This is a genomic window from Pseudarthrobacter sulfonivorans, from assembly GCF_031454915.1.
GTDB lineage: Bacteria > Actinomycetota > Actinomycetes > Actinomycetales > Micrococcaceae > Arthrobacter > Arthrobacter sulfonivorans_C.
On the sequence record NZ_JAVDRS010000005.1, the window covers coordinates 121,000 to 138,220 of the forward strand.

A 17,221-nucleotide genomic window follows, 5' to 3' on the forward strand; every position below is an offset into this window, starting at 1 on the left:
GGTCCTAGTTGACGTTGTCGGGATGAGAGCCGGTGCGCTGCCCGCGCTCAAGCTCCGCCAGGGCTGTGAGGTCGCGGTCCGACAGGTTGAAGCCGAACACGTCCAGGTTTTCCCGGATCCTGGCCTCGGAGCTTGCCTTGGGGATCGCCACATTGCCCAGTTGGATATGCCAGCGGAGGATGATCTGGGCAGGGGTCCGGCCATGCTCTGCTGCCAGGGCAAGCACCACCGGATCAGCCAGCACGTGTCCGCGGCCCAGCGGGCTCCAGGCCTCCGTCAGGATTCCCAGCCTGTGGTGCTTTTCCCGGAGTTCCGCCTGCTGGAGCCAGGGGTGCAGTTCAATCTGGTTGACCGCCGGAACTACTTCAGCGGTCTCGAGCAGGCGGTCTAGGTGCGCCGGCTGGAAGTTGCACACACCTATCGCCCGGACCTTCCCTTCGCGGTAGAGCGTTTCCATGGCCTTGTACGTTTCGGCGAAGAGACCCCGCCGCGCGCAGGGCCAATGGATCAGGTACATGTCCACGTAGTCGAGGCCCAGGTTGATCATGGAGGTGTCAAAGGCTCGAAGTGTTGCGTCGTACCCGTGGTCATCGTTCCAGACCTTCGTGGTGATAAAGACGTCCTCACGCCGGAGCCCGGGCGAGGACTCGCCGGAACCTCCGCTCCCGCCGTCGGAATCAACCGCGGCACCTAAGCCGCGTGCCACGCCTGCCTCATTGCCATACATCGCGGCAGTGTCGAGGTGGCGGTAGCCAGAGCCCAGTGCCATTGCCACCAGTGATGACGCCTCCGAGGGCGGAACCTTGTACAGCCCAAAGCCCAACTGGTCGATCAGCACGCCGTTGTTAAGACTGAGGCGGGGTGAGGATTTCATAGGACTGACTCTACCCATTCGGCTACAAGACGCCGCCAAAGCCCACCAATCGGCGCGCGGTGGCTTCATCCAGGATCAGGTCCGTGGCGAGGCCCGCGGTGAGGGCACCCCGCAGCCCGTTGATCTTTGAGGCTCCGGACACAACGCAGATCCGACGCCGGACCTGGCGCAGCTGCGAGAGCGCCGGACCCGTTGAACGTTCATTGAGCGTGATTCCGTTCGAGGAGCCGTCCCGCCGGAAGAAGACGGTGGCAACATCGCCCACCACGTCTGAATGGGCCAGCACTTTGAGGTCGTTTTCGTCCAGGTAGCCCCCGGCGTAGACATGGCTGGGGTAATCGGCTTCAACGGATCCAACGCCGAAAATGGCGATGCTCATGCGCGCCTGCAGGGCAAGGATGCGCTGCACGCTGCGCTCATTCCACATAGCGGTCTTGGTGGCGGCGTGGTCAAAAAAGGCGGGCACGGGGAATTGCTCCACCCGGGCGCCGTAGGCACTGCCAAAGCGGCGCATGATGTCACTGGCGTATGTAATGCCAGTGGTGTGCATGTTTCCGGCGCCGTTCAGCTGGACCACCACCGTGTCGTGGGTGATCTTGCGTGTCAGGTGCCTGCTGACGGCGCTGAGCGTCGACCCCCAGGCAACTCCGATAATCGCGTTGGAGTCCACCAGGGGGCCGATAGTGCGCGCTGCCTGCAGGGCGACCCGGTCCAGGGTTTCGGCCTCGTTGAGGGATTCGAGCACCGGTACAACGTGTACATCCACGTTGTACTCCCGCCGGATGATGCCTTCCAGTTCAGGGCCGGTGTCCAGCGGATTGCGAATCTGGATCTGGACCAGTCCCGTATCGCGGGCTGCGGAAAGAAGCCTGGAAACAGTGGACCGGGACGTCCGGAGTTCCCGCGCGATCGCGTCCATAGTCAGGTCCTGAAGGTAGTACATCTGTGCAGCCCGAAGCGCGTCCGAGTGGCGGGAGAGCGTCATTCCGCATCCAATCTGCACGTTTGTGCATAGAGCTTGACTCCATTTTCCATTAGTCCAAACAATAGTTGAAGAAGGGCGGCTGACCTGCGATGGTAGCCCCAAGGACTAAACCCAAGGAGCATTTTTTGGGACCCAGGAACCTATTCGGCCACGGCGGCGCCATGCCTTCCCCGGCCATAAATGCACGGGCTAAGCTGCAGGCGCTCCGGGAGCGGCCACAGGCCAAAGTGCTGATCATCGGCGGCGGGATCAACGGTGTCGGCACGTTCCGGGACCTCGCACTGCAGGGCGTGGATGTTGCCCTCGTGGAACGCGGCGACTACTGCCAGGGTGCCAGCGGCGCATCCTCACACATGATCCACGGTGGCATCCGCTACCTGGAAAACGGCGAGTTCCGCCTGGTCCGGGAATCGGTGGTAGAGCGTAACCGCCTCCTGCGGATCGCACCCCACTACGTCAAGCCGCTCCAGACCACCATCCCCATCTTCAGCACCTTCTCCGGGGTCCTGGCCGCACCGTTGCGGTTCCTGACCCACAAGCAGCAGGGTAAACCCAAGGAACGCGGCGCCTTCCTGATCAAACTCGGCCTGGGCCTGTATGACTCGTTCTCCCGTGACGGCGGCACGGTGCCGCGCCACCAGTTCCGGGGCCGTCAGCGGGCCCTTGAGGAACTTCCCCGCCTGCACCCCGGCATCAAGTACACGGCCACGTACTTTGATGCCTCGGTTCATAATCCCGAGCGCCTCACCCTCGACGTGCTCCAGGACGGCGAAAAGGCCGGCTTGGTCAGCGGCGGCTCCTGGAGCGACACAGCTCGGGCTAGCAATTATGTGTCGCTCCAGTCGATGACCGCCGGCGTGCCGTCCGGGAGCGGCAGTCCGGCTGCGGGCAGTACCGTCCGGCTCCGCGACGAACTCACCGGCGAGCTCTTTGACTTCACCGCCGATGTCATCGTCAACACCACCGGCGCCTGGGTTGACCTGACCAACCAGGCCATGGGGGCGGCGTCGGCCTTTATGGGCGGCACCAAGGGATCCCACATCGTGCTGGACCACCCGGAGCTTCTTGACGCCTGCAAAGGCCGGGAGATTTTTTTCGAACACACCGACGGCCGGATTGTCCTGATCTACCCCATGGGGGACAGGGTCCTGGTAGGAACGACCGACGTGGACGCCGACATGGCCCAGGATGCGGTGTGCACGGACGGGGAGATCGAGTACTTCCTTGAGCTGATCGGCCATGTCTTCCCTGACATTCCGGTTGATCGCAGCCAGATCGTGTACACGTTTTCCGGTGTGCGCCCGCTGCCGCGGCATGATGCCACCCAGCCCGGATTCGTCTCCAGGGATTACCGGATTGAACGGCAGGCAAGCGCCCCCGGCGCCGTCGTCTTCAGCCTGGTGGGCGGCAAATGGACTACTTTCCGTGCGCTGGCTGAGCACATGACGGACAACGTGCTTGCCGAGCTCGGCGTGGAACGGAAGGTATCGACGGCGAAGCTCCCCATCGGCGGCGGTGCCGGCTTCCCCGCCGACGACGAAGGGATCCAGAAATGGATCAAGACGCACGTATCGGACAACCGTGATGCTGCCCGTACCGCTGTCCTGCTGACCCGCTATGGCACACGGGCGGAGGACGTCATCAGCTACCTCGATGGCGGGCCTGACAGGATGCTGGCCTCAACCCGCGAACTCAGCGTCCGCGAACTGGAGTACATGGCCGGACACGAGCAGATCGGGCACCTCGTGGATGTCCTCATCCGCCGGACTGCTCTCGCCTTCCGGGGGCTGGTCACAGGCGAGCTGCTGAACGAGGTCTGTGAGGTACTCGCCGGTCCGCTGGGCTGGGACGCTGCAGCACAGTCCCGCGAGATCCACCACGCCCAGGAGGTGCTGGAGCGTTACCACCGTGTAAAGGTCCACAGCCTGGTGGCCTAGGCAGGCCAGGCTGCCGCCGGAGCGTCAAAGCGCTCCGGTACAACGGTCCTTCAACCCGCGAGGGACCGAAAATTGAAAATAAAAGGAGTCAATGATGTCTCTTGGAATAGTTTTTCTTTCCGAAGTGTTCGGAACTGCGATGCTCACCCTGCTGGGCTGCGGTGTCGTGGCCAACGTAGCCCTGAAGGGCACAAAAGGTAACAGCGGCGGGTTCCTGATGGTCACTTGGGGATGGGGCATCGCCGTCTTCTGCGGTGTTTTCGTTGCCGCAAAGTCAGGCGCCCACCTCAATCCCGCCGTGACCCTGGGCCTCCTGGTGAACGGCAAAGCAGAATATGCACCCGGCGTGCCCATCGATGTAGCCTCCACGCTGACCTACTTCGGCGGCGAAATGCTGGGCGCGTTCCTTGGCGCGGTGGTTTGCTGGGCAGCCTATAAGCAGCACTTCGACGCCGAGACGGAAGTCGCCAGCAAGCTGGCTGTCTTCTCCACCGGTCCCGCCATCCGCTCCACCCCGTGGAACCTGGTCACCGAGATCATCGGCACTTTCGTGCTTGTGTTCGTGATCCTCACTTTGGGCGGAACCCCCTCCGGGCTGGGCCCGCTGGCTGTCGCCCTCCTTGTTGTGGGCATCGGCGTTTCCCTGGGCGGTCCCACGGGCTACGCGATTAACCCAGCCCGCGACCTGGGTCCCCGCATTGCCCACGCGCTGCTTCCCATCAGGGGCAAGGGAACCAGCGACTGGAGCTACTCGTGGATTCCCGTAGTGGGACCGCTGGTGGGTGGAGCCCTGGGCGGGATTGTTGCCAAACTTGCTCCCATCATCATCACAGTCGCCGCCTGACCGTTCAGCAACCAAACCCTGCATACAGACAAGGACGTCAACATGAACCAGTATGTAATCGCCATTGACCAGGGCACCACCAGTTCCCGCGCCATCATCTTTGACCACAGCGGCAACATCGTCTCCTCCGGCCAGATGGAGCACGAACAGATCTTTCCGCAGGCGGGGTGGGTGGAGCACAACCCGGCCGAGATCTGGAACAACACCCGCGAGGTCATCGGCTCCGCCCTCTCCAAGGCGAACCTGACCCGCCACGACATCGCCGCCGTCGGCATCACCAACCAGCGTGAAACGGCAGTGGTGTGGGACAAGACCACGGGCGAGGCCGTATACAACGCCATCGTCTGGCAGGACACCCGCACGCAAAGCATCGTGGATGAGCTGTCGAAGGACGGCGGCCCGGAACGGTTCAAGCAGAAGGTAGGCCTTCCGCTGGCCACGTATTTTTCCGGCACCAAGATCAAATGGATCCTGGACAATGTCGATGGTGCCCGCGCCAAGGCCGAGGCCGGTGACCTGGTCTTTGGCAATACGGACTCGTGGGTCCTTTGGAACCTGACCGGAGGGGTGGATGGCGGAGTGCACGTCACCGACGTCACCAACGCCTCCCGCACCATGTTTATGGACCTCGACACGCTGAGCTGGGATGAGGAGATCCTGGGCATCTTTGGAGTCCCGCTGAGCATGATGCCGGCCATCAAGTCCTCGTCCGAGGTTTATGGCGCGGTGCACACCTCCCAGTTGCTGCGCGAAGTTCCGGTAGCCGGCATCCTCGGTGACCAGCAGGCGGCCACGTTCGGCCAGGCGGCGTTCGAGGCCGGTGAAGCCAAAAACACGTACGGCACCGGTTGCTTCCTGATCTTCAACACGGGCGAAGAGATCATCCACTCGAAGAACGGCCTGCTGACCACCGTGGGATACAAGCTCGGTGACGCCCCGACGCACTATGCGCTGGAAGGCTCCATCGCGGTCACCGGTTCCCTGATCCAGTGGCTGCGCGACAACCTGGGCCTCATCAGCAGCGCCCCGGAGGTGGAGACCCTCGCGGCTTCGGTCGAGGACAACGGTGGTGTGTACATCGTTCCGGCATTCTCCGGGCTCTTCGCCCCATACTGGCGTTCGGATGCCCGCGGTGCCATCGTGGGCCTCACGCGGTTCGTCAACAAGAACCACATCGCCCGCGCTGCCCTGGAGTCCACGGCGTTCCAGACCCGCGAGGTGCTGGACGCCGTGAACGCGGACTCCGGTGTGCCGCTCACCGAGTTGAAGGTCGACGGCGGCATGGTGGCAAATGATGCGCTGATGCAGTTCCAGGCAGACATCCTCGGCGTTCCGGTGATCCGGCCCAAGGTGGTGGAAACCACGGCGCTGGGTGCAGCCTACGCTGCGGGACTCGCCGTCGGGTTCTGGAAGGACCTCGGCGAACTGTCGGCCAACTGGTCTGAAGACAAGCGCTGGGAACCGCAGCTGGACCAGCCGGAGCAGGACCGCCAGATGCGCCTGTGGAAGAAGGCCGTCACGAAGTCCATGGATTGGGTGGACGAGGACGTGAAGTAGCTCAGCCGAGCCACAAAAAGCCCGCGGTCTCACCTTCGCAAGGAAGGCGGCCCCTGCCCCGCCCGTCCCCAGCTGCTCCCATACACTCGCAAGCTCGTGACGGGGCCCTCGCAGCTGTGGGCCCCCACGGGTGCCCACCACACCCGGGCGAGGGGCCGCCTCCCTTGCTCTGAGGGTACGGAGCCTCCCAGCGTCGTGGCTGACTTGCTTCAGTTCTCATTGGGAGCAGTTGGGGACGGTCTGGCGGGAGACGTTGGCCTATCTGTTGGTGACCACGCCTCAGTCGTCGTGGGTTATTACTACTCCGGCGTTGCCGTCTACAGTCACCATCTGGCCTGTTCGGAGGATGTGGGTGGCGTTGCCTGTGCTTACTACTGCGGGGATGCCGTATTCGCGGGCTACCAGGGACGCGTGGGCAGCCAGGTTGCCGCCGTCGGTCACAACTGCGGCGGCGTCCGCGAAAAGCGGGGTCCATGCCGGCGCCGTGGCTTTGGCCACCAGGACCTCGCCGGGCAGGAATCGGGCGAAGTCCTCGGGCCCGTCCACCACCCGCACCCGCCCCTGTGCCCGGCCCGGACTGGCCGGGTGTCCTACCAAGGCACCGGCCGGCAGGTTCCTGGTGCTGCGGGCAGAGTCTGCCATGCGATCGAAGGCATTGCCCAGCAGCGGCGGCATTTTCCCCAGCGCGAGCGGGGCGGCCAGCTTCCGCTGCCGGAGCCACTCCGTGCGGCGCCGGTCCACGGCGGCCTGCAGCGGCTTCCCGTCATCGCGGAGGGCGTCCAGTGTGAGGAAGTAGATGTCTTCGGGCGCCGCAATGATGCCGCTGTTATGGAGGCGGACGCCCAGTTCAGCGGCGCAGCGGCGCAGCAGCGGCCAGCCCAGGGTGAAGTCGCGGACCTGCTCCTCGCGGAGCAGTGCATAGCGCTGGGCGAGGCGCAGGATGGCATCAAACTTTTTCAGCCGGCGGGTTCCCTTCAGCACCGCACGGCACGCAGCTTCGGCAGCCCGTCGCCGGTCAGCGGCAACCGATGGGAGCGCTTGCTGTGCTTCGGCCTGTGTGACCTGGACGTGCAAAGGGAATTGTTCACCCGCCGTCGGGTGGTACCAGTCGATGCTGTAGACGGCATAGGGGACCTGGGCAGGCAGGGTGGGGGACAGGCCGCCCAGGAGGGCCTGGTAGCCCATCGCTTCGGGGGAACCCGGTATCGCCTTGGCCGCGAGCGCACTGGCCACATGCCGGCGCCAAAACCTGGCCAGTGCCATCTCCATTTTCCAGGCAGCGCCGCCGGTGGCCGCGAAGAACCAGAGATATTGCCCCGCTCTGTGCGCCACGTGGTCCACCAGGTCCATTAACTCCGGCACCGTGGCCGTTGCCGTGACGGTGGGCGGAGTATCGGCCAAGTGCCGATACTCCGGCAGGCACTCCGTGCGCCACTCCCGCTCGAGCGCACGCAAGACAGACCTGTCTGCCCCTGCAGGGTCGAATATTGGCCGCACTACGGAATTGAAGAAGTAAGGCACGGCCCGGCGTTCGCTGCCGAACAACAGATGCGGAAGAGCCAGCGGAGTCGGCGGGGACACGTAGTACCAACCGTTAACTTGCGCATAGCCCATGGGCACATCAATCCCTGCCGACCTGCGGACCGCCTCGTTGTAGGCCTCGTCCAGCTTCGGGATCACCCAGTCCATAAACAACGGCGTCACAGGCTCGGGCAGCCATTCGCCCAGACGGAAATTCCTGAGCCAGGAGCCTTTTCCGGGCGGCGCCCAGCTGACGGGGTCTGGGAGTGCGGTCATGGGCCGGGCTTGCAGGATGAATACCGTGCCCCCGTGGTCCACTGCCCACTCAATGTCCTGGGGGCAACCGAAATGCCCGGCGACCCGGGCCGCGGCGTTCGCCACCGCCGTCGCGCTTTCCACGGAGAGGACGCCCCCGGCGCCGCGGGCCAGAGCGGGACTTCCTGCGCGGGCGATCCATTCCTCGCCGGTCTCCACGCCGGAGACGAGCTCTTCAGCCAGGCCAGGGACGGCCGAGATGACGGTTTCAGTCCGGTCACCTGTTAGCGGGTTGGCAGTGAAGGCCACGCCGGCGGCCGCCGGATCCACCATCTGCTGGACGAGGACCGCCATGGCGTCAGCACCAATACTCGATTTACTGCCGCCGGATCCGGCAGTGATGGCCGATTCATAGGCCCGGATCCGGTCGGCGTTGGCCGAGTCGAAACAGCGCTGCACGGCTGCGGGAAGATCGGCTGGAGCCACATTGAGGTAACTCTCGTACATCCCGGCAAAGGAGGCGACCGGCAGGTCCTCGGCGGCGGCTGATGACCGGACCGCGTAAGGGCCGGGGCCGGCTGCCCGGGCAGCAGCCTTAAGGCTTTCCGCCGCCGCACTGGAGGACTGGCCGGACAGCAGCCCAAGAGCGGCCTTTGTCACCACGAAGCCACCGGGAACCGGGAAGCCAGCGGCCGAAAGGCTGGACAACGCCGCTGCCTTGCTGCCAACAGTCTCCCGGCTCCGGGCCGCCGGGGAGCCAAGAGGGGGAAGCAGGATGTCGTCGCCCACCAGTGTCACCGGTCCGGTCAGTTGTTGTGCCGTCAGTTGTAAACGCCGGCAGCAGGTTCGTGCGGGCTTCAGTCTATTCGCGCCGGGACTGCGCAGCCTAGGTCATTTTCACGGCGAGGCTCCTCCGTGGTGCGCTAAAGTATTCCTATGCGTGCGATCCTTCTGCTTAGCTAGCCGCCCGGTATCCGGAAACAACCGGAATGCCGAGCGGCCGCCCCTCCATGGAGAGGGGCTTTTGTGTGTCCGGGCAAGTTTCCCGGGCCGGCAGCAGAAGGGATCAGACCGTTGGGGCAGCACAGATGCCGCAACAGAACAGAAGAGGGCAGCAGTGAGCGTTCAGCCGGAGACAGAGACCGGAACAGCAGCAGTGGCGGCGGATACACCCGAGGAGGGTGCCTACAGCTTCGCGGCGATGGAGGCCAAGTGGCCGCAGGTGTGGGAAGACCTCAAGGTCTTCACCCCCGTGGACGACGGTTCCCGCGAGCGCCGTTACGTGCTGGACATGTTCCCCTACCCCTCGGGCGACCTCCACATGGGCCACGCCGAGGCGTTTGCGATGGGCGACGTTGTGGCTCGCTACCTGCGGCAGCAGGGCTACGACGTCCTGCACCCGATCGGCTGGGACTCCTTCGGCCTGCCCGCGGAGAACGCCGCCATCAAACGAAACGCCCACCCCAGCGAGTGGACGTACGCCAACATCGAGACCCAGGCGGCGTCCTTCAAGCGCTACGCCATCTCTGCTGACTGGTCCCGGCGAGTGCACACCTCGGACCCCGAGTACTACCGCTGGACCCAGTGGCTGTTCAAGCGCTTCTACGAGCGTGGCCTGGCGTACCGCAAGGATTCGCCGGTCAACTGGTGCCCCAAGGACCAGACCGTTCTGGCCAACGAACAGGTTGTCAACGGTGCCTGCGAACGCTGCGGCACTCCTGTCACCAAGAAGTCCCTGAACCAGTGGTACTTCAAGATCACTGAGTACGCCGACCGGCTGCTCGACGACATGGACGAACTGCGCGGCCACTGGCCCGAGCGTGTTTTGGCCATGCAGAAGAACTGGATCGGCCGCTCGGAAGGCGCGCACGTCAACTTTGTGATCGAGGCCGACGGCGGCAAGCCCGCCAAGGACGTCACAGTCTTCACCACCCGCCCGGACACCCTGTACGGCGCCACGTTCTTCGTGGTCGCAGCAGACGCGCCGATCGCCGTCGAACTCGTCACGGATGAGCACGCAGCCGCCCTGGACGCGTACCGCGAACAGGTCAAGGCGCTCACTGAAATCGAACGCCAGTCCACCGAACGTGAAAAGACCGGTGTCTTCACCGGCCGTTTCGCGGTCAACCCCCTGAATGGGGAGAAGCTGCCGGTCTGGGCCGCGGACTATGTCCTGGCCGACTACGGCACCGGCGCCATCATGGCCGTCCCGGCGCACGACCAGCGTGACCTCGACTTCGCCAAGACGTTCGACCTGCCCGTCCGCGCCGTGCTGGATACCGGCGAGGATGATCCCGCCGTTTCCGGCAAGGCCACGGCAGGGGAGGGGACTCTGATCAACTCGGGTGTTCTGGACGGACTGCCGAAGACGGAGGCCATCCCCGCTGCCATCGAGATGCTGGAGAAGCAGGGCACGGGCGAAAAGTTCGTCAACTTCCGCCTCCGTGACTGGCTCCTGAGCCGCCAGCGGTTCTGGGGGACCCCCATCCCCATCATTCACTGCCCCGCCTGCGGGGAAGTTCCCGTTCCGGATGAGCAGCTGCCTGTGACCCTGCCGGCAGACCTGCGCGGCGAGGACCTGTCCCCGAAGGGCACGTCACCGCTGGCTGCCGCCGAAGCCTGGGTCAACGTGGACTGCCCCAACTGCCACGGACCGGCGAAGCGTGACACTGACACCATGGACACCTTCGTGGATTCGTCCTGGTACTTCCTGCGGTTCGTCTCGCCGCAGTTCACCGACGGTCCCTTTGACCCGGCGAAAATCAACGAGTGGATGCCGGTCGGCCAATACGTCGGCGGCGTGGAGCACGCCATCCTGCACCTGCTGTATGCCCGGTTCTTCACGAAGGTCATCCACGACCTCGGCATGCTCGAGGCCGACGAGCCCTTCAGCGCGCTGCTCAACCAGGGCCAGGTCCTCAACGGTGGCAAGGCCATGAGCAAGTCGCTGGGCAACGGCGTGGACCTCGGCGAGCAGCTGGACAAGTACGGTGTGGACGCTGTCCGCCTGACCATGATCTTCGCCTCCCCGCCGGAAGACGACGTGGACTGGGCGGACGTTTCGCCGTCGGGATCCGCGAAATTCCTGGCCCGCGCCTGGCGCCTGGCGCAGGATGTCACCAGCGAGCCCGGTGTTGACGCCGCGTCCGGTGACCGTGCGCTGCGGTCCGTCACACACCGCACCATCGCCGACGCCGCCGCGCTGCTGGACAACAACAAGTTCAACGTGGTGGTCGCCAAGCTGATGGAGCTGGTCAACGCGACCCGCAAAACCATCGACGCAGCCGCCGGTGCCGGCGGGGCCGATCCCGCCGTGCGCGAGGCGGCGGAGGCAGTCTCCGTGATCCTCAGCCTGTTCGCGCCGTACACAGCGGAGGACATGTGGAACGTCCTGGGCCATCCCGCCTCGGTGGCGAACGCCGGCTGGCCCGCCCACGACGAAGCGCTGCTGGTCCAGGAGACCGTCACCGCTGTGGTCCAGGTCCAGGGCAAGGTCCGGGACCGGCTCGAGGTCTCCCCGGACATCAGCGAGGATGAACTGCGCGAACTGGCCCTGGCCAGCGAAAACGTGCAGCGCGCCATGGACGGCCGCGGCATCCGCACGGTGATCGTGCGGGCGCCTAAACTGGTGAACATCGTCCCGGCCTAATACCAGGCAAGGGCTGCGCACCGGCCGCCGGATCCACCCGGCGGCCGGCCTGAAACCAGGAGGCCTCTTGCCCGACCGTGACGCCGCCGCATGGCTCTGGCTCCGGGAGCGGCTCGCTGCCCTCCGCCCCGCGGCGCGCCCGGGCGCCCCGACGGAGGCGGCCGCCGTCGTCGTGGTCCGCACTGCCGTGGTGACCGATTCCGCGTCCGCGCTGCCGGCAGACTGGGTGGCCGCGTGTGCCTCTGAAGGCCTGCTGACCGTGATTCCGATGCCCGTGATGGTGGGCGAAGAAATCTACGGCGAGGGCGAAGACGACATTACCGAAACGATCGCACTGGCCCTGGCCAGCGGCAAATCAGTCAAGACCTCCCGCCCGTCACCTGGCCAGTTTGAACAGGCCTTCCTCGCCGCCGAGCGCCGGGGGTACGAGGCCGTTGTCTGCATCCACATTTCCGGCGGCCTATCCGGCACAGCCGATGCTGCCCGGCTCGCGGCGGGCCGCGTGAACATACCGGTGGAGGTCCTCGACTCCGGGACGGTGGGCATGGCGCTGGGGATGGGCGTCCAGAGCGCCGTCACCGCCGCGGCTGCGGGACTGGAGGCCGCTGCGGTCAGCGCGGCAGCGACGGAGGAGCTGGCGCGGACCAAGGTCTACTTCTATGTTCCCAGCCTCGAGCAGCTGCGCCGGGGCGGACGGATCGGGGCCGCCGCCTCGCTGCTGGGGACGATGTTCGCCATCAAACCCATCCTCGCAGTGGACGGCGGCAAGATCGTTCCGCTGGAAAAGGTCAGGTCCGCAGCCAAAGCCATCGCCCGGCTCGAGGAGATCGTCGCAGCCGACGCCGCGTCCCGTCCCGATGGGCTGGTCCGCCTTGCCGTCCACCATTTCGGGAATCAGGGGGAGGCTGAAGGGTTGGCGGCCAGACTTGCAGCTGCCCTCCCCGGCTGTCCGGCAGCTCAGATTAGTTCCCTGCCCGCGGTCCTGGCCGCCCACGCGGGACTGGGTGTGCTGGCGGTCATCGTGGGGGAAAGCGCCCCGCCTCCCGTGGAGCCGGAGCTCCCCGCGATTTCCACATAGACCCGACCCGCCCTGTCACTGGAGGCGATGCTTCCCCTTCGTTGGGGCAATCGCTGTTGGCCCGGATCGCGTGATTCCCGGTCATTTTCGTAAGACGGCGTCCGGGGCCTGCGGGGTGGTGATCGGGTCGGCATGGCGGTGCACGAGCGCCCACGTGATGCCTTCGAGGCGATAAATGCTCGTTACTCGGAGCTCAAATGGCGATACTTTGTCACCTCCTCCGACCTTGGCCTGCCAGTGTTCTATGTCCAGGAAGCACGCGAGATCGGTAGTGACGTGCTTGGTGAGTGCATCAAAAGCCGTGACGCGTCCATCTTTGAATCGGGCTGCGGCTGAATCGAGGGCCTCTGATACCCGCTCCCAACCCACGACCGGAGGTCCCCAGGGATTTGCAAGGGAGACATCTCTGCTGTGGGAGAAAATGGCCTTGGCGGGTGCTGGGTCGCCTTTAGCAAACTGATTTAAGGCTTGATGAAACTGGTCGATGACCTCGTCGAGCTGCATGTTCCCACCTTCTGACTCATAGGGGCGCCTCAGGTAAGCGAATCTTAGCGGCTCATGCCCAGCCCGTCACAGGCCTCCCGTGGAGCCGGAGCCGCTTTCCACATAGGAGAGTCGTGGCCTGTCACAGGCGGCTTGGTGTCCCTAGCGTTGAGTGCATGTCACGCCGGGACGCTGGAACACGCCAAGGGTCCCGGCATGCCCGGGACCGGCTGCAGTCCACGCTGGGGGACGGCACGGGGCTTCTGACCGACGGTGGCGGGAAGGCTTTTGAGTACGACGGCGGCTCTCAGGTTGTGAGCGCGGGTCCTGTTCCCAAATCCGATGGCGCGGACGTGGCCGGCACGGGAGGGGTTGGGCCGGCACTCAGGTGGCGGGTTGGCCTGCCCGTGGCCCTGCTGATCGCGGCCCTCGCGGTGGTGGGCGGCGCATGGTTCTGGACGCAGGTGGCCGCCGGTCAGCCCCAGGTGCTGCCACTCAGTGAGGTGTCGGACCAGGAAAGCGGGCCCTCCGTCGATGGGGAAACGCCGGGACAGGAAACAGACCGCGCAGGGCCGCCTGAAGTGCCCGGGGAGAGTACTCAGGCCGGTACGGTCATCATCCATGTGGCCGGTGCCGTGGCCGTTCCCGGAGTGGTGCAGTTGCCCGCCGGCAGCAGGGTGCACCAGGCCCTCGCGGAGGCAGGCGGCGGCACGCCCTCAGCAGACCTGAACCGGCTCAACCTTGCCGCGGTGCTGGTGGACGGGCAGAAGCTTTATGTACCGCTGCCGGGTGAAGACGTCCCGGCGGACTCCGGCGGCGGCGCAGCGGGGGCCGCGGCGGCGGATCCTGGCGGTGGCTCCGCCGCCGGTGGGGCCAAAGTCAACCTCAATACGGCAGGCGTCGAAGAACTCGACGCCTTGCCCAAAGTGGGGCCCGTACTGGCCCAGCGGATCGTGGACTGGCGGAAGGAGCACGGCCTGTTCAAGTCCGTTGAGGAACTCGACGCCGTCGATGGCGTGGGGCCCAAAATGCTCGAAACACTGCTTCCGCTGGTGGGTATCTGAGATGGTTCAACGGAGTCCGTGGAGCCGCTTTGTCGACTCGGCAGTTGAAGGACCGGCCGTGTGCGAGCCGACGGTTCAGCGGTCAGCGGTGCAACGGCCGGCCGTTCGCCGGGAGACTGCCAGGCTGGCGGATCATGTCCGGAAGAAGTTGAGAGGTGAAGAAGAATCGACCGCTCCTGCTGATGCTCCACGCCGGCGCACCGACGTCCGGCTGGGGCTGCCTGCACTGCTTGTCTGGGGCACCGCCGTGGCCGGAGTCTGGCTCACCCCCGGGATGCTGGCGTTGCTGTGCAGCATCTTGCTGGTCCTGGCAGTCGTCCTCCTGGCCATGTCTGCACGCGCCAGGAAGCCCTGGGCCCGCCGCAGGAGCTTCCTGACCACCACTGCTGTGGCCCTGATGCTGGCAGCAGCGGCAGCCGCGCACTCAGCGGTCCCCTCTTCGCAGCGGCACGACGGACCACTCGCGGAAGCGGTCGCTTCCGGAAAGTCGGTGGTTGCGGTCCTGGAGATTACGGGTTCCCCGCGCGCCCTGACGCTGCCGGGACAGGCAGGGACGCCTGAACGGTGGTCGGTCCCGGCCCGGACCGAGGAAATGACGGTCAGCGGCAATGTTATCCGCACGCGGGCCGAGCTCGTGGTGATGGGCGGCCGCGGCTGGAACAACGTTGTCCCGGGGCAAATGGTCCGGACCGCCGGCAAGCTGAGGTCACCCGAGCCGGCCCAACAGGAAGCGGCCATCCTGGCGGCGTCGATGGCGCCGGGCGCTGTTGCCGCAGGGGATGCCAGTGCCGCTGCCGATTCTGATGCGGGCCCAATCTGGCAGGTGGTGGCCAAGGAGCTGAGGGGCCGTTATGTCGCCGCAGCCTCGTTCCTGGCGCCCGATCCCCGCGGTCTCCTCCCTGGCATGGTCACCGGTGATACGTCGGCGCTGGACGAAGGCCTCAATGCTGCCATGAAGACGGTGGGCATGACCCACCTGACCGCCGTCAGCGGAGCCAACTGCAGCCTGGTCCTGGGCGCCCTGCTGGTCGCGGCCCGGAGCCTCCGGCTCCCCAGGCTCCCGGCGGCGGGACTGGCGCTGGCCGGGCTGGGGATGTTCGTGGTGCTGGTTGGCCCTGATGCCAGTGTGCTTCGCGCGGCGTTGATGGGTTCGATCGCCATCGCCTCGCTGGCTGGCGGGCGGGTAGGACGCGGCCTGAGCTTCCTTTGCCTCGCCGTGATTGGCCTCCTGCTGATCGACCCGGGCCTGGCGGCCAGCTTCGGTTTTCTGCTGTCGGTCCTGGCAACGCTGGGGATCATCGTCCTGGGCCCTCCGATGATGGAATGGACTCCCGCGGTTGTTCCGCGCTGGGCGGCGGCAGCCTGGGCCGTGCCGCTCTCGGCCCAGCTGCTGTGTGGCCCCGTCATTGTGCTGCTGCAGCCGCAGTTCTCCACGTACTCCCTGCTCGCGAATATGGTGGCCGCGCCGCTAGTGGCACCGGTGACCCTTCTGGGGACGGCTGCCGTGCCCCTGGTGTTGTGGCTGCCCTGGCTGGCCACCGCCCTGATCGCCGTCGCAGGAACATTCAGTGCAGGTGTGGCGGGGATTGCCAGGACGGCGGCGGGCCTGCCCGGAGCGTCCTTGCCCTGGCCCGAAGGGCCGTTTGGTCTCGTCACGATGGTGCTGCTGTCCGTGCTGACTCTTGCCGGCGTCTGGGCGGCCGTCCGACCGCGTCAGCTGGTGCGGTTGGTGTTCGCTCTGCATGCCCGGACGGTGGTGCTGCTGGAGTTCGCAGAGAGGAACGTAGTGACCGGTGGGAAGCGTTCCCCGCTTCCCGCGCGTTTCCCGCGTCCAGCCAGGCGCTGCGGTGTCCGCGGCTTGGAGGCGGGCGCCGGCCGTGGCAGGCTTAGACACTGCACCAGAATTTCCGGGAGGAATCCACCATGGCGGCTGCCCAAACCACACGAACCAAAACGACGGCGTCGAATGTTGCCTCCTGGCGGGACGTAACCCCCGCGGGGGTTGTCCTGGTGGGCGGACCCGAGGAGTACCTCGGCATCCGCGCCATGGACCACCTCCGCTCACAGGTGCGGGCGGCGTTCCCCGACGTTGAAGTAAGCCGCCTGGCGGCGGGCAGCTATGAGCCGGGCGCGCTTGCCATGAACGTCAGCCCCTCGCTCTTCGGTGAGCGCAAACTGATCGAGGTGGAGGGCGTTGAAAGCATGAACGATGCCTTTCTCGCCGATGCCCTCGCCTACGTGGCGCACCCTGAGCCTGACGCAGTCCTGGTCCTGCGCCATGCCGGGGGAGTCCGGGGCAAGAAACTCCTCGACGCCATCAAAGCCGGTGGCTGGCCGGTGGTCGACTGCCAGCCACTGAAAAAGGACGCGGACAAGGCGGCGTTTGTGGCCTCAGAGTTCAGGGCCGCAGGCCGGAAGATCACCTCTGACGGAGTGCAGTCGCTGGTCAACGCCGTCGGCGCCAACCTTTCGGAACTCGCGGCGGCCTGCAGCCAGCTGATCGCGGATGCCACGGGAGCGGTGACCCCGGAGCTGGTGGACCGTTATTACGGTGGTCGGATCGAAGCCACGGCATTCAAGGTGGCCGATGCGGCGATGGCCGGCAACGGCCCGGTGGCGCTGTCCACGCTCCGGCACGCCCTGGCCACCGGAGCTGATCCGGTTCCCTTGGTTGCGGCGCTGGCAGCCAAGCTGCGGACGGTGGCAAAGGTGGCCGGTGCGCAGGGATCCTCAGCGCAAATCGCCAGGGACCTGGGTATGCAGCCCTGGCTGGTGGAGCAGGCCCAGCGAGATGTTCGCCGCTGGACGCCAGATGGCCTGGTCCGCGCCATCCAGGCCACGGCCGAAGCCGATGCCCAGGTGAAGGGACTCTCGCGTGATCCGGTCTACGCCGTTGAACATGCGGTGACGGTCATCGCCACCTCCGTGCAGCGGCACTAACGCGGGGCTAAGGCGATCTGGTCTTAAGAGTTGA

The 17,221-nt window shown here is 65.8% G+C and carries 12 protein-coding genes; 8 read left to right on the plus strand and 4 right to left on the minus strand.

Features of this window, described 5'->3' with window-relative positions; all coding sequences use genetic code 11:
* Positions 1–4: 4 nt before the first annotated feature.
* Together J2808_RS12970 and J2808_RS12975 are read right to left on the minus strand one after the other, a co-directional pair.
* Complete coding sequence (locus J2808_RS12970; protein WP_309817068.1) at positions 5–874, minus strand: aldo/keto reductase; 870 nt, start codon at positions 872–874, stop codon at positions 5–7.
* 22 nt (positions 875–896) lie between these two features.
* Positions 897–1,859: a sugar-binding transcriptional regulator gene (locus tag J2808_RS12975; RefSeq protein ID WP_309817071.1), complete on the minus strand. Its 963-nt coding sequence runs from the start codon at positions 1,857–1,859 to the stop codon at positions 897–899.
* A 161-nt stretch (positions 1,860–2,020) separates the two neighbouring features.
* Here J2808_RS12975 and J2808_RS12980 point away from each other — a divergent pair, with 161 nt between their 5' ends.
* The 3 genes from J2808_RS12980 (at position 2,021) to glpK (ending at position 6,197) form a co-directional block, all read left to right on the plus strand.
* Positions 2,021–3,796 (plus strand): glycerol-3-phosphate dehydrogenase/oxidase, encoded by a 1,776-nt coding sequence (locus J2808_RS12980; RefSeq protein ID WP_309817637.1) that lies wholly within the window; start codon positions 2,021–2,023, stop codon positions 3,794–3,796.
* A 94-nt stretch (positions 3,797–3,890) separates the two neighbouring features.
* Complete coding sequence (locus tag J2808_RS12985) at positions 3,891–4,640, plus strand: MIP/aquaporin family protein (protein WP_309817073.1); 750 nt, start codon at positions 3,891–3,893, stop codon at positions 4,638–4,640.
* A 42-nt stretch (positions 4,641–4,682) separates the two neighbouring features.
* Positions 4,683–6,197: a glycerol kinase GlpK gene (glpK, locus tag J2808_RS12990; protein ID WP_309817077.1), complete on the plus strand. Its 1,515-nt coding sequence runs from the start codon at positions 4,683–4,685 to the stop codon at positions 6,195–6,197.
* Positions 6,198–6,476: 279 nt separating this feature from the next.
* Here glpK and J2808_RS12995 read toward each other — a convergent pair whose 3' ends face one another.
* Positions 6,477–8,762 carry a PEP/pyruvate-binding domain-containing protein gene (locus J2808_RS12995; protein ID WP_309817080.1) on the minus strand — a complete coding sequence of 762 codons (2,286 nt, stop codon included), beginning with the start codon at positions 8,760–8,762 and terminating at the stop codon, positions 6,477–6,479.
* Between the two features lie 328 nt (positions 8,763–9,090).
* Between J2808_RS12995 and leuS the strand changes: the two genes are divergently transcribed.
* Together leuS and J2808_RS13005 are read left to right on the plus strand one after the other, a co-directional pair.
* Complete coding sequence (gene leuS / locus J2808_RS13000; RefSeq protein WP_309817083.1) at positions 9,091–11,622, plus strand: leucine--tRNA ligase; 2,532 nt, start codon at positions 9,091–9,093, stop codon at positions 11,620–11,622.
* A 67-nt stretch (positions 11,623–11,689) separates the two neighbouring features.
* Positions 11,690–12,700 carry a DegV family protein gene (locus J2808_RS13005; protein WP_309817086.1) on the plus strand — a complete coding sequence of 337 codons (1,011 nt, stop codon included), beginning with the start codon at positions 11,690–11,692 and terminating at the stop codon, positions 12,698–12,700.
* A gap of 81 nt (positions 12,701–12,781) precedes the next feature.
* On the opposite strand, the gene J2808_RS13010 is transcribed toward J2808_RS13005, so the two are convergent.
* Entirely contained in the window at positions 12,782–13,204 is a 423-nt protein-coding gene (locus tag J2808_RS13010) for a YybH family protein (protein ID WP_309817089.1), read from the minus strand.
* A gap of 155 nt (positions 13,205–13,359) precedes the next feature.
* Between J2808_RS13010 and J2808_RS13015 the strand changes: the two genes are divergently transcribed.
* The 3 genes from J2808_RS13015 to holA all read left to right on the plus strand — a co-directional run bounded on the left by J2808_RS13015 (position 13,360) and on the right by holA (position 17,187).
* Entirely contained in the window at positions 13,360–14,247 is an 888-nt protein-coding gene (locus tag J2808_RS13015; protein WP_309817092.1) for a ComEA family DNA-binding protein, read from the plus strand.
* Between the two features lie 148 nt (positions 14,248–14,395).
* A complete protein-coding gene (locus J2808_RS13020) occupies positions 14,396–16,237 on the plus strand; it encodes a ComEC/Rec2 family competence protein (RefSeq protein WP_309817095.1) in 1,842 nt (613 codons plus the stop codon).
* Positions 16,171–17,187: a DNA polymerase III subunit delta gene (gene holA, locus J2808_RS13025; protein WP_309817097.1), complete on the plus strand. Its 1,017-nt coding sequence runs from the start codon at positions 16,171–16,173 to the stop codon at positions 17,185–17,187. The genes J2808_RS13020 and holA overlap by 67 nt, the downstream gene beginning before the upstream one ends.
* The last annotated feature ends 34 nt before the right edge of the window (positions 17,188–17,221 follow it).